Source organism: Microvirga lenta (genome assembly GCF_020532555.1).
Lineage (GTDB): Bacteria > Pseudomonadota > Alphaproteobacteria > Rhizobiales > Beijerinckiaceae > Microvirga > Microvirga lenta.
In genome coordinates, this window is sequence record NZ_JAJBBR010000009.1 from 128,114 (window position 1) to 141,455 (window position 13,342).

The 13,342-nt window shown below is 67.3% G+C and carries 11 protein-coding genes; 10 read left to right on the forward strand and 1 reads right to left on the reverse strand.

The annotated features are described in order from the left end of the window. The first annotated feature begins 48 nt into the window (after positions 1-48). From LGR44_RS15350 to dksA, 6 genes are all read left to right on the forward strand, one after another. A complete protein-coding gene (locus LGR44_RS15350) occupies positions 49-1,116 on the forward strand; it encodes a hypothetical protein (protein WP_226741586.1) in 1,068 nt (355 codons plus the stop codon). A 69-nt stretch (positions 1,117-1,185) separates the two neighbouring features. After that, positions 1,186-2,634: a YcjX family GTP-binding protein gene (locus tag LGR44_RS15355; protein ID WP_226741587.1), complete on the forward strand. Its 1,449-nt coding sequence runs from the start codon at positions 1,186-1,188 to the stop codon at positions 2,632-2,634. Next, positions 2,631-3,620 (forward strand): YcjF family protein, encoded by a 990-nt coding sequence (locus LGR44_RS15360; protein ID WP_226741588.1) that lies wholly within the window; start codon positions 2,631-2,633, stop codon positions 3,618-3,620. Before LGR44_RS15355 ends, LGR44_RS15360 begins: the two co-directional genes overlap by 4 nt. A 121-nt stretch (positions 3,621-3,741) precedes the next feature. Beyond that, the gene (locus LGR44_RS15365) at positions 3,742-5,115 is read left to right on the forward strand and encodes an MBOAT family O-acyltransferase (RefSeq protein ID WP_226741589.1); all 1,374 of its coding nucleotides are present in this window, start codon (positions 3,742-3,744) and stop codon (positions 5,113-5,115) included. Further along, a complete protein-coding gene (locus tag LGR44_RS15370; RefSeq protein ID WP_226741590.1) occupies positions 5,090-6,136 on the forward strand; it encodes a hypothetical protein in 1,047 nt (348 codons plus the stop codon). The genes LGR44_RS15365 and LGR44_RS15370 overlap by 26 nt, the downstream gene beginning before the upstream one ends. Before the next feature lie 170 nt (positions 6,137-6,306). Then, positions 6,307-6,726, forward strand: coding sequence for an RNA polymerase-binding protein DksA (gene dksA / locus LGR44_RS15375; protein WP_114769089.1), 420 nt, complete (start codon positions 6,307-6,309; stop codon positions 6,724-6,726). Between the two features lie 70 nt (positions 6,727-6,796). On the opposite strand, the gene LGR44_RS15380 is transcribed toward dksA, so the two are convergent. Then, a complete protein-coding gene (locus LGR44_RS15380; RefSeq protein ID WP_226741591.1) occupies positions 6,797-8,116 on the reverse strand; it encodes a flagellar biosynthetic protein FliO in 1,320 nt (439 codons plus the stop codon). Positions 8,117-8,511: 395 nt separating this feature from the next. On the opposite strand from LGR44_RS15380, the gene cckA reads away from it, so the two are divergent. From cckA to recA, 4 genes are all read left to right on the forward strand, one after another. Beyond that, on the forward strand, positions 8,512-11,049 hold the full coding sequence (gene cckA / locus LGR44_RS15385) for a cell cycle histidine kinase CckA (protein WP_226741592.1): 2,538 nt from the start codon (positions 8,512-8,514) through the stop codon (positions 11,047-11,049). 151 nt (positions 11,050-11,200) lie between these two features. Beyond that, positions 11,201-11,326: a hypothetical protein gene (locus LGR44_RS21845; RefSeq protein ID WP_264196551.1), complete on the forward strand. Its 126-nt coding sequence runs from the start codon at positions 11,201-11,203 to the stop codon at positions 11,324-11,326. 233 nt (positions 11,327-11,559) lie between these two features. Continuing rightward, positions 11,560-11,865 carry a hypothetical protein gene (locus LGR44_RS15390; RefSeq protein WP_226741593.1) on the forward strand — a complete coding sequence of 102 codons (306 nt, stop codon included), beginning with the start codon at positions 11,560-11,562 and terminating at the stop codon, positions 11,863-11,865. Positions 11,866-12,038: 173 nt separating this feature from the next. After that, positions 12,039-13,130, forward strand: coding sequence for a recombinase RecA (gene recA / locus LGR44_RS15395; protein ID WP_226741594.1), 1,092 nt, complete (start codon positions 12,039-12,041; stop codon positions 13,128-13,130). Positions 13,131-13,342 lie beyond the last annotated feature (212 nt).

Below are 13,342 nucleotides of genomic sequence, written 5' to 3' on the forward strand. Positions count from 1 at the left end.
TGAAATCCCTTCAACGATCCTCATCGCACAAAGGGGGCGGAACCGCACATGGTGCCTCACACGCTCGTCGCGCTCGTCCTTGCCGGGCGTGCCATGCTTCCCGGCAGTCCGGACATTCCGGCCGAAGATCCTTCCCGGCCCGAGGAGAGCGGGCAGGTCGCGGCAGCCCGCTACGAGGCCGCGGCCCGCGAGGTCTCCAACTGGCGCCTCGAGGCTCTCGACGCCCTGGAGCCCAAGCCGGTGGTCGCCCTGGCTGCCCTGGTGAATGCCGGGAAGCCCGTGGTCACCCGCTGCGTCAGGCTCAACAATTACTGGTGCATCAAGAGCGCCCGCTGGAACGGCGAACTCGCCACCGACAGCGAAGGCCATGTGGGCTTCGCTTCCGCCGCCTATGGGGCCGAGGCGGCCGCGACCCTGCTGCGGCGCTACTACCTCGATTTCAACCGCAAGTCCGCCCTCGACATTGTGCGCCGCTGGGCCCCGGCGGAGTGCAACATCGCCACGAGCATCGGCGGCGCGGCGGTCATCGCGGTCAAGGGAATCGGCGGCACGCTGCGGGCCCGCTATCTCGCGTCGAAGCGCAGGGGCAAGGCCGTGAGGTACACCGCCAAGGCCGGCCCCGGCGGCAAGCCGGGCCGCGTCTCCATGGTGCTTCCTGCCAAAACGCCCCAATACCGGGTTCCCGACATCGCCGCCGGCATGGGGGAGAAGAAGTCCAGGAGCGCCTCGTCGAGCGCCGCTTCCGCTCAGGCACGGCCCGTCCGCGCGCCGAAGCCCGCCGCCCGTCCGACGACCACCGCCTCCACGACGCCGAAACCCGCTCCTCCCCCGGCGGCGACCGCCTGCGCCCCCGACGAGCGGCGTCTGCGCAACTATGCGGCCCGCATGGTGGCGGGCCTCGATCTCGGCCCCACCGACGATCTCAGGCTCTTCGAAGCCGACGGCACCCCGCTGCCCAACCTGTCCCACGTGATGCTCGCCATGTCCGGGTTCGAGCTGGGAATGCTGCGGGCCGACCCGGAGCTGGTGGACCGGGCCATCCGGCGCGCTACGTTGAAAATCCGGGCAGGCAAGGCGGATCTGGCCCGGGACGGAGCCGCAAGCGCCACCCGCTGATGCCGCCTTGCGAGGCAGGCCTCCGAACCCCACCTTGAAGCTTGGCTTGAGAGAAGCAGGTATCGTTTCGTGTCCGTGATCACCAATATCGCCTCCCGCGCCGGATCGGCGGCGCAGTCGCTCTGGGAGGCCTCAGGCCAGCTCGTTCAGCCTTCCCTGCGCCTCGGCGTGACCGGTCTCGCCCGGTCCGGCAAGACGGTCTTCACCACGGCCCTCGTGCACCATCTCGTCCGCGGAACGCAGCTCACGGCCTTCCGGGCCTCGGCCGAGGGGCGGATCCGGCGCGCGCACCTGGCCCATCAGCCGGACGACGCCATTCCGCGCTTCCCTTACGAGGAGCACATGGCGGCTCTCACCGAGGAGCGCCGCTGGCCTCAATCCACCAACCGGATCAGCGAATTGCGGGTGGACATCGAATACGAGCGCCGGAGCGGATGGCGCTCGGGGCCTACCTCGCTCGCCCTCGACATCGTGGATTATCCCGGGGAGTGGCTGCTCGATCTTGCGCTCCTCGACGTGGGCTTCCAGGAATGGTCCCGGCAGACGGTGGAGACCAGCCGCCGCCGGGACCGGGTCATGGTGGCGAGCCGGTGGCATGAGTTCCTCAAGACCATCGATCCCGCCGGACCGGCCGACGAGGTCCTGGCCGGCAAAGCGAGCGAGGCATTCAAGTCCTATCTGACCGCCCTTCGGGCCGGGGAGGAGGCCGTGGCCACGACCCCGCCCGGACGCTTCCTCATGCCGGGCGACCTCGCGGGCTCGCCCGCGCTCACCTTCGCGCCGCTCGATCTTCCCAACGGGCAGCCCATCGCGCCCGGCAGCTTCGCGGCCCTTATGGAGCGGCGGTTCGAAGCCTACAAGACCCATGTGGTGCGGCCCTTCTTCCGCGATCATTTCCAGCGCATCGACCGGCAGATCGTGCTGGTGGACGTGCTCGCGGCCATCGATGCCGGGCCCGTCGCTCTGGCCGAGCTGGAGGAGGCGCTGGACCAGGTGCTCATGGCGTTCCGGACCGGGCGCAACACGCTGCTCTCGCGCCTGTTCTCGCCCCGGGCCGACCGGGTGCTGTTCGCGGCCACGAAGGCCGACCACATCCATCATACCGATCACGACCGCCTGGACGCGATCCTGCGCCTGCTCGTGAACCGCGCCGCCCGCCGCACGGAGGCCGCAGGCGCCCGGGTCGGAACCGTGGCGCTCGCTTCCGTCCGCGCCACCCGCGAGACCACGATCCGCGAGGGGCGCGAAACCCTGCGCGCCGTCGCGGGCGTTCCCGAGGCGGGCGAGCGGGTCGGCGACGAGATATTCGACGGAGAGACCGAGGCCGCGATCTTCCCGGGCGAGCTGCCCGAGACGGCCGATGCCGTGTTCCAGGGGGCGGTGACGCCCGGCTCCCTGCGCTTTCCGCGCTTCCGGCCGCCGAGGCTGCCCGTGGACGCGGCCGGGCGGATGGCCAAGATGCCCCATATCCGCCTCGACCGCGCTCTCGAATTCCTGCTGGGGGACCGTTTCGCATGACCCGCCAACCGCGCGCCTTCCGCCTGGACGACCCGGAGGTGAAGAGCGGCTCCGTCGTCGTGACCGAGGACCCGTTCGACGCCATCGAGGCTGCCGACGGCACCCTCGTTCCCATGGGCGAGCGCCGCCGCGCCCCGTGGTTCGGCATCCTTCTCTCGGCCCTGTCGGGCCTGCTGCTGCTGGGCCTCGGCCTCGCGGTCGAGAACCTCATCGTCGATCTCTATGCCGTCGCGCCGTGGCTCGGCTGGGTGGCGCTGGCCCTGTCCGCTCTGGCTCTCCTCGCCTTTCTGGCCATCGTCGGGCGGGAGGTCGGCGGCATCTGGCGGGAGCAGAAGATCGAGAACCTGCGCGAGGCGGCCGTGGATGCCCTGGCGGTCAAGGACCACAAGGCCGCCAAGGCCATCGTGTCGGACCTGCTCGGCCTCTACAACACCCGCGCGAGCGCCGTGAAGGGAAGCGCCCGGCTGATGGCCTCGATGGACGAGATCATCGATGCGGACGACCGTCTCGCCATCGCCGAGCGCGAACTGCTCGCGCCGCTCGACGCCCAGGCCAAGCGTGCCATCGCCGCCGCGGCCAAGCAGGTCTCCCTCGTCACGGCGGTGAGCCCCCGCGCCATCGTCGATGTGGCCTTCGTGGTCTTCGCCGCCGTGCGCCTGCTGCGCACGCTGGCGCGGATCTATGGCGGCCGGCCGGGCACGTTCGGCTTCCTGCGCCTGGCCAAGGCGGCGTTCAACCACCTCGCGGTCACCGGGGGCGTCGCCGTGGGCGACAGCCTCATGCAGCAGGTGCTGGGGCTCGGACTGGCGGCGCGTGTTTCCGCCAAGCTGGGGGAGGGGGTGCTCAACGGCCTGATGACCGCCCGATTCGGCCTCGCGGCCCTGTCGGTCTGCCGTCCGCTCCCCTTCGTGCGCGAGGAGCCGCCGAAGATCGGGGACGTGGCGGGCGAACTGGTGAGCCGCGCGGAGCAGGCCGCGACGACCTGAGGCGCGCAGCCACAGGGAGGCATCCGGCCTGAAAAGTTGACGTGCGGCGCGCATTCCCGCACAAGCGCGCCTTCAGGCGCGCAACGCCTCGTTCCGCGCCATCCGATGATGTCCCGCGGCGATGCTCTTCAATTCGTTCATCTTCCTGTTCGCCTTCCTGCCGGCTGCGCTCCTGATCCATTGGCTCGTGGAACGCTTCAAGCCGGAATGGCGGCTGCCGGTGCTCCTGGGCCTCTCGCTGTTCTTCTACGGCTATTGGGACTGGCGCTTCGCGCCGCTGCTGGTGGCCTCGGTCGTCGTGAACTGGCTGGTGGCGGAATCCTTCACCCGCACGGGCCGGGACATCCTGATCCCGCTCGCCATCGTCGCGAACCTCCTCGTCCTGGCCCTCTTCAAGTACAACAACTTCTTCGCGGACGTGGCGGGCTTCGTCCCCGGCCTCACGATCCCGCGCTACGACTTCGCCCTCCCGCTGGGCATCTCGTTCTTCACCTTCCACCACATCATGTATCTGACGGACCTGAAGGCGGGCAAAGCGCCCCGCTACGACCTGGTCCGCTACGGCCTCTACATCGCCTTCTTCCCGCAGGTTCTCGCCGGTCCGCTCGTGCGCTGGAGCGAGATCATGCACCAGCTCGACGAGCGGCCGTATCAGCGGCCCGATGCGGAGGAGCGCTTCGCCCGCGGCCTCATGCTGCTGGTGGCGGGCCTCGCCAAGAAGGTCTTTCTCGGCGACCAGCTCGCGGACTACACCAACCCGATCTATGCCGCCGCCGAGGCGGGGCAGGCGCTCGACATGGGCCAGGCGCTCCAAGGGGCGCTGGGTTTCACGTTCCAGGTCTATTTCGACTTCTCGGGCTATACGGACATGGCGCTGGGCCTCGGCCTCATGTTCGGCATCGTGCTGCCGCAGAACTTCGACGTGCCGTACCGGGCGACGTCCCTGCAGGATTTCTGGCGGCGCTGGCACATGACCTTGTCGCGCTTCCTGCGCGACTATCTCTACATCGCCCTCGGCGGCAGCCGGAAGGGCCTTGCCCTCCAGCTCGCGGCGCTCACGGCCACCATGGCGCTGGGCGGGCTCTGGCACGGGGCCGGCTGGACCTTCCTCGTCTGGGGCGCCCTGCACGGGATCGGCCTCAGCGTGGCCGTGCTCTGGCGCAAGGCGGGCTATACGATGCCGAGCATCGTCGGCTGGTTCCTGACCTTCACCTTCTTCGTACTGACCCTGACGATCTTCCGGTCCGGAAGCTTCGAGGTCGCGGGCAACTTCTATGCCGCCCTGTTCGGCTTCGGCGCCGAGGGCTTCACCATGAAGTGGCGCGCCCTCGCCATCGGGGCCGCGATCTCCATGATCGGCCCCACCGCCTGGACCTTCATTCACAAGCTGCCGCCGCGTCCCTGGATCGCGGCGCTCTTTGCCATCCTCTTCGTGGTCGTGCTGTTCAAGATCGGCGATGATGCAAACTATGAATTCATCTACTTCCAGTTCTGACGCGGCGGCCCAGCACGACGGCCGGCTCTGGCGGCGCTTTGCGGTCACCCTCGTGGCTGCCAGCGCTGCGGTTCTGACCGCCACGCTGGCTCTGGCGGTCGCGATAGACCCCTACGACACCGGCCGCTCGTTCCTGGTCGACAAGCCGGGCGTGAGGCCGCAGGGGCCGCGCACCGCCAATGCGAGCCGCGGCCGGGATCCCGCTTTCGATGCCATGATCGTCGGCAATTCCCGCATCCAGATCATCTCGACCGAGCACCTGAGCAAGGCTACGGGGCTCGACTTCGTCCAACTGGCGGTGCCCGGCTCCGGGCCGAAGGAGCATCTGACCCTGATCGACTGGTGGCTGCGTCACCGCCGGGAGCCGCCGAAGGCGCTCGTGGTGAGCGTCGACGATCTCTGGTGCACCTCCGACCCGGAGCTGCCCAACGAGAAGCCGTTTCCGTTCTGGCTCTACAGCGCCGACCGGCTGGAATATGTGAAGGGGCTGGTGCGGTTCGACACCCTGGAGGAGCTGGGCTGGCGCCTCGGTTACCTCTTCGGCGCCGACCAGGAGCGGGCCCGTCCGGACGGATACTGGGACTACGAACCGGAATATATCGGGCTGGGCTATACGACGAACCCGGCCCTCCGCAAGCGGCTCGAGCAGAACCCTTACGCCAAGGACGAGCGGTTCGAGCGCGACCCCCTCGAAGGGCAGCGGCGCTTTCCCGCCATCGAGCGGCTGAAGGAGGTGGCGGGCTCGCTCCCGCCGGAGACCGCGCTGGTCCTGGTCATTCCCCCGGCCTACAAGAACCTCCAGCCGCCGCCCGGAACCGAGAAGGCCTTCGTCACCGAGGCCTGCAAGGCGGCCCTGACGACCGTGGTCCAGGCGCGCGGCAAGACGGCCCTGGTCGACTGGCGCGTCGACCGCCCCGAGAACCGCGATCCCGACCTCTTCTTCGACATGATGCACTACCGCCAGCCCATCGCCCGGGCAGTGGAGAAGGACGTGGTGGAGGCGCTCCGCCGTTTCCTCTGAATTCCGAGGGTGCGGCAAATCGTTCTATTCAGGTCATTTTTACCTGTACAAGGTGCCCGAAGGGCAAGCCTCCCCCGTCTTAGACAAATCGATGACACCGAAGTGCGTTGTCGCGGGCGGCGCTTGTCTGTATAGGGGCGCCAGTTCCATTGGGGATAGAACGGCCCAACATGACGAACACAGTAATCGATGAGGGATATCGGCCAACTGACGACGAACCGTTCATGAACGAACGGCAGAGGGAGTATTTCAGGCGCAAACTGATCCGTTGGAAGGGCGACATCTTGAGGGAGGCCCAGGAGACCCTGGCCACTCTCCAGAGCGAGAACGAGAATCATCCCGATCTCGCCGACCGCGCCTCTTCCGAGACCGACCGGGCCATCGAGCTTCGCGCCCGCGACCGCCAGCGCAAGCTCATTGCCAAGATCGATGCCGCTCTCGCGCGGATCGATGACGGGACCTACGGCTATTGCGAGGAAACCGGAGACCCGATTTCGCTCAAGCGCCTCGAGGCCCGGCCCATCGCGACCCTTTCGCTGGAGGCGCAGGAACGCCACGAGCGCAACGAGCGGGTCTACCGCGACGACTAAGCGATACCGCATCCAATGAGAAAGGGCTCCGCTTGCGGAGCCCTTTTTTGTTGGCCGGAGCCGGAAGGCTTTACTCGCGCTTGCCGGAATCGAGCGGGCGGCCGAGCAGGCGGGCGAATTCCGCCTCGATCTCCTCCACCGAGAACGGATCGGGGGTCTTCTCGGACGGCTTGGGAGCCGCCGGGGCGCTGTTCGCGGCCGGAGGCGGCGAGGGCTGGGCCCGCGGCGGCGGCGGAGGAGGAGGCGGGGGAGCCGGCCGCACCGGGTCCATGGCCGGGCGGAGGGGCGCGGCCTCGGCGGCCGGTTCGGGCGCCTCGGTCAGATCGTCGTCCTCCCGGTCGTCCTGGAAGTCCTGTCGTCCGGGACCCGCCGCATTGCGCTGCGGCTCAGAGGCCGGTTCCAGAAGCTCGTCCTCGTCGACCACGTCATCGTTGTCCGTGACAGGCTGAACCGGCGGGACGGGGGTGGCCTGGGGCGGTGCCACCGGGCTGGCCGGGCGCTTCAGGGCCTCTTCGAGCTGCTTGGCCATGTCCGACAGGATCGCGGCGTCGGGATCGGGCCGGCCTGCGGGCGTCGGCTGGGGTGCGCGGACGACCTCCGGGGCGGGCGGCGGCGGCGCCGGGGGAGGGGGCGGCGAGGCGGGTCGGCTGACGAAGGGCGGCGGATTGAAGGCCGGGGCCGGCTGAGGCGGCCGGACGGCCGGGCCGAATTCGGGTTCGTTGACGCCGGGAGCCGGCGACCGGGCTTCGGCGCGCAGGCCGTGTACGCCCGGCGCAGGAGCGGGCGTCGGCGGGCGATGGGGAGCCGGGGCCGGCGCCGGAGCCGAGTGCACGTGCACCACGTCGGGCTTGAGGACGGGCTCGGGCTGGGCCGGGACCGGGGCGCTGACGGAGGATACTGCCGTCAGCTCCTGATCGATGTCGGAATCCTCGTTGCCCGGACGCTTGATGAAGGCCCCGAGCTGGGCGGCGAGCTGGCTCTCGATGGAGGGACGCCCCGATCCCTCGACCGCAGGCCGAGCCGCCTGATCGAGGTTCGGCTCGAGACGCTCCACGCCCGGCTCGTTCGCCGGGGTGGGAAGGCGGGCGCCGGGGACCCGGACGATGTTGGTCTCGATCACCACGTCGTTGAGGCCGCCGATCAGCAGGAGATGCTCGACATTGTCGCGGCGGAGCAGGACGAGCTGGCGCTGACGGTCGAGTTCGTAGATGTCGACCACGCCGAGGCGCGGCTGACGGCTTCTCCCCCGGTCCTGGCCCGACATCATGAGGCGCGAGCCGGTCAGTTTGCGCAACACCACACCGAAAAGCGCGACCAGAGCGAGGATGATCGCGAAGGCGATGACGTATTGGGCCGCCCTTGACGCTTCGATACCAAATTGAGCTAGCACGATAAACTCTCAAGCGTTGTGGAGGCCTTTCCAGGCCATGTTCCTAGGGTTGCTTGTATCACATCGGCCACGAAAGCGATGGGCAAGGTTAACAGATGGTTAACGGCTCCTGCCCCGATGTTGAAGAGATACAGGGTTGCGACGGCCTCAAGGGGCCCGAAGATTTCAGGCTCCCGATCGGTTTCTAACCGACAGAATGTGGATTACCTTGCGTAAAGCTCAAGCCCGCAACAGCCCGATCCTGCAATCCCCTCTTGTGCGCCCACCGGACGCCGCCTTAGAGGTCAATCAATAATTTCCGTGTAGTATGGTCGCAAGATCAAGCGGTTGGCCTGCAGATCCGCAGCCTCGAGCCGTGGTGCGCAACCGTCATTCCTTGGGGATACCGAAGTTCCATGGCTCAAGTGGGCGACAAGCCAAAGGGTTCGACGATCGACCGTTCCGAGCGGCCGGGGCATATCGGCCTCGTCCTGCTCCTGGCCAGCATCCTCGTCGGCGCGATCCTGAGCCTGCGCTTCCTGGGCAGCGAGCAGGCGCAGCCGCTCATCCTGGGCCTTCTCGCCTTCTTCGCCATGGCCGGCGTGTTCTTCCTCTTCGCCATCGCCATCGGCGTGATGCAGTTCGCCGGCCAGACCGCCCGCAACGACATCACGAAGATCATGGCCGACACCTCGGGCGAGGGGCTCGTGGTGATCGAGGACGATGGGCGCATCGTCTATGCCAACGAGACCTATCTCTCTCTCGCCGGTTCGAACGGGGGCGACGTCCGGGCCGTGGAGCGCCTCTTCACCGGCGCTCCCGAGGTCTCGGAGGCCATCTACCGGCTGGCTCAGGCCGCCCGGGAGCACCGGACCGGCACCGAGGAGATCCGGCTTTCGCCCTCCCTCGACGGCTCGCAGGAATTCGGCTGGTACCGGGTCCGCGTCCGCCCCCTGCCGCGTCCCAGCGGCCGTCAGGCGACCCTGTGGATCATTGCCGACGTGACCCATGAGCGCGAGCGGCAGGAGAACGTCTTCCAGGAGCTGCAGCACGCGATCGACTATCTCGACCACGCCCCGGCCGGGTTCCTCTCCATCGATCCCAACGGCTCCATCGTCTACCTGAACGCGACCCTCGCCTCCTGGCTCGACTACGATCTGGCCCAGGTGGGTTCGGGCGGCCTCGGCCTGTCCGACATCGTGCCGCGCAACGTGGTCGCCATGATGACCTCGTTCTCCGGCGAGCCGGGGAGCGTGCGCACCGAGACCTTCGATCTGGACCTGCGCCGGCGCAACGGCCAGTTCCTGCCCGTGCGCCTCTACCACCGCATCGCCTTCGGCCAGGACGGCCGGATGGGCGCCTCGCGCACCCTGGTCCTCAACCGCTCGCCCGGCGTCGAGGTGGACGAGGGCCAGCGGGCGGCCGAGGTGCGCTTCGCCCGGTTCTTCAACAACACCCCCATCGCCATCGCGACGGTCAACCGGACCGGCCGCATCATCCAGGCCAACGCCCCGTTCACGAAGCTCTTCGGCACCCTGCCGCGCACGGGCGAGAGCGGGGAGGGGCCGCTCATCCTCGAAGCCTTCCCCGCTGGAGAACGGGCGCCAGTCGAGACCGCTCTCAGGGCGGCGGCGGAAAACCGGGGCGACATCCAGCCCCTGGAGCTGCACACCGCGGGCGAGAACGGCGGCTCCGTGCGCGTGTGGATCACCCCGGCGGGCGAGACCGGCTCCGAGGACGAGACGGCCATCGTCTACGCCCTCGACACCACCGACTTCCGGAAGGTGGAGGAGCAGCTCGCCCAGTCGCAGAAGATGAACGCGGTCGGCCAGCTCGCCGGCGGCGTGGCGCACGACTTCAACAATGTGCTCCAGGCCATCATCGGCTACAGCGATCTCCTCCTGGCGAACCACCGGCCGACCGATCCGTCCTTCCAGGACATCATGCAGATCAAGCAGAACGCCAACCGGGCCGCGAGCCTGGTGCGTCAGCTGCTCGCCTTCTCGCGCCGGCAGACCCTGCGGCCGGAGGTGCTCAACCTCAACGACCGCCTCTACGACCTGTCCATGCTCCTGAAGCGCCTCCTGGGCGAGCGGGTGGAGCTCGACCTGACCCACGGCCGCGACCTGTGGTTCGTGCAGGCGGACGTGAATCAATTCGAGCAGGTGATCGTGAACCTCGCGGTCAATGCCCGTGACGCCATGCCCAACGGCGGCAAGCTCGCGATCCGCACGGCCAATGTCGGCGCCGCCGAGGCGGCCCGCCTGAACGTGAGCGGCATGCCCGCCGGGGACTATGTGAAGATCGAGGTCTCCGACACCGGCACCGGCATGACGCCCGACATCGTGGAGAAGATCTTCGAGCCCTTCTTCACCACCAAGGAGGTGGGCAAGGGCACGGGCCTCGGCCTGTCCACGGTCTTCGGCATCGTCAAGCAGTCGGGCGGCTTCATCGACGTCGATTCGAAGGTCGGGCAGGGCACCACCTTCCGCATCTACCTGCCCCGGCACGCGGCGGCCGAGGTCGAGGCCAGGCCCGAGGAGGCCAAGGCCGAGGCGGCCAAGAAGCCCGCCGCGGACATGACCGGCCAGGGCACCATCCTCCTGGTGGAGGACGAGGATCCGGTCCGTGCCGTCAATGCCAGGGCGCTCACCGCCCGTGGCTATACGGTGCTCGAGGCGGCGTCCGGCGTGGAGGCCCTGCAGGTGATCGAGGAGCGGGGAGAGCCCGTCGACCTCGTGGTCTCCGACGTGGTGATGCCGGAAATGGACGGCCCGACCCTGCTCGGCGAGCTGCGCAAGCTCTATCCCGACCTGAAGGTGATTTTCGTGTCCGGCTATGCCGAGGATGCGTTCAGGAAAAATCTCCCCGAGGGCGAGGAATTCAATTTCCTGCCCAAGCCGTTCAGCCTGCGTCAGCTGGTCGAGATCGTGAAGCAGGTGATGGGGCGGTAACGGGTCTCTTCCCTCCGAGGGAGAGCCCTCGCTCCCTCTCCGGGCACTTTTCCGGAGCACTGGACAAGTTCTGCGCCCGCCACATAACAATGTTATGTTGTTGCAATCGAGAGAGGGCGTCGTGAGAGTTCCAGGTTCCAGCTGTCGGAACGTGTTCCTCGTCGGCTGCATGCTCCGCGGGGAAAAAGAGAACGTGCGCATCAACCTGCAGGTTCGCGGCACCGCGGACGAGATAGAGCAGGAATTCAAGCGCATCCTCAAGGAGAGCCGGGCGTAAAGCAGTCGTTTGAAACGCAGGTTACAGTTTCTGGTTTTCACGGAGATGAGGCTATGAGGATTCCGCTCCCCACGCTTATGGGATTGAAGACTCTGCGAACCCTCATGCCTGCCGGTATCGTTCTCATGGCCTTGGGATGGAGCGGCGATGCTCCTCAAGCCGCGAGTCCGGTCAACGCCGAGACGTGCCGGAGGATCTCGGAGGGCGTCATAAGGGGCGATGTCGATGCAGTCGTGTACGCTTTAAGCTCCTCTCCGTCCGACCGTCGGGAGGCGCAGAAAGACGTTCAGCAGCTCGTCGATGCTATGGGCCGGGCATTGCAGGGCAAGCAGATGCGCCACCTGCGGACCCTGCCGAACGCCCAGGTTGAGGGACATCCGGTCTCGATGCAGCTCTGGAGCTTCGGCGACAAGGATGTGGTCTTCCTGGGCTGCCTCTACCGCACGAGGGAAGAGCAAAGTCCGCAGCTTCTTATCCAGATCGACAGCTCTGCCGACGACGTTCTCTATAAGCTCAAGGTTTCTCTCGACCGGAAGTGAGGCGGCTCCGAGCTGGCCCTTTCCATGCCGGACTTCCGATGCCGGACTTATCCACATCCAGCTCCTGTGGAGAACAAAAAAAGAACTTGCGGAAGAGAACAAAACACGTACATATATCTCCTCAACACCGCGTTGAGATTCACTCCTCCTCCGTGCCATAAGGACATCTGGTCATGTCGCAGTCCTCTCTGAGACTGGTGGAAAGCTCATCAATGGATAAAGACAAGTCGAAAGCTCTCGACGCGGCGCTCTCTCAGATCGAGCGTGCCTTCGGCAAGGGCTCGATCATGCGGCTCGGCAAGGGCCAGCAGCCCGTGGAAATCGAAACCGTCTCGACGGGTTCGCTCGGTCTCGACATCGCGCTCGGCGTCGGCGGTCTGCCGCGCGGCCGTATCATCGAGATCTACGGGCCGGAATCGTCGGGTAAGACGACGCTGGCGCTGCACACCATCGCCGAAGCCCAGAAGAAGGGCGGCGTCTGCGCCTTCGTGGACGCGGAGCACGCCCTCGATCCGGTCTATGCCCGCAAGCTCGGCGTCAGCCTGGACGACCTCCTGATCTCCCAGCCCGACACGGGCGAGCAGGCCCTCGAGATCGCCGATACGCTGGTCCGCTCCGGCGCGGTCGACGTGCTGGTCATCGACTCGGTGGCGGCGCTCACCCCGAAGGCCGAGCTCGACGGCGAGATGGGCGAGGTCCAGCCGGGCCTCCAGGCCCGCCTCATGAGCCAGGCGCTGCGCAAGCTCACCGGTTCGATCTCCCGGTCGAACACGATGGTGATCTTCATCAACCAGATCCGCATGAAGATCGGTGTCATGTACGGTTCGCCGGAGACGACGACGGGCGGCAACGCGCTCAAGTTCTACGCCTCGGTCCGCCTCGACATCCGCCGCGTCTCGACCCTGAAGGATCGTGACGATCCGATCGGCAACTCGGTGCGCGTCAAGGTCGTCAAGAACAAGGTCGCTCCGCCCTTCAAGCAGGTCGAGTTCGACATCATGTTCGGCGAGGGCGTCTCGAAGGTGGGCGAGCTCATCGATCTCGGCGTCAAGGCCGGCATCGTCGAGAAGTCGGGTGCGTGGTTCTCCTACGACAGCCAGCGCCTCGGCCAGGGCCGCGAGAACTCGAAGCAGTTCCTGCGCGACAACCCCGAGATCGCCAACAAGATCGAAGCCCTGATCCGCCAGAATGCCGGCCTGCTGGCCGACCGCATCCTGGAGCAGGCGACCCCGACGGCGGAAGACCTCGACGAGGGCGCCGCGTAAAGAAGAGGTTTGCTCTCCTTCAAGGGCAAAGAACGGGCCGCCGCGAGAGATCGCGGCGGTCTTTTCGCATCCACCTCCGTCATTCCGGGCCGGGCTCTTCAAGCCACCCCGGGATGGCCCTCGGGCAGTCGGAGGGCGACGTTCGTCCTGCCGCGCGAAACGCCGCCTCGACAGCCGAGGCGCGGGCGTCTAAAACCGCCCACGAATGAACA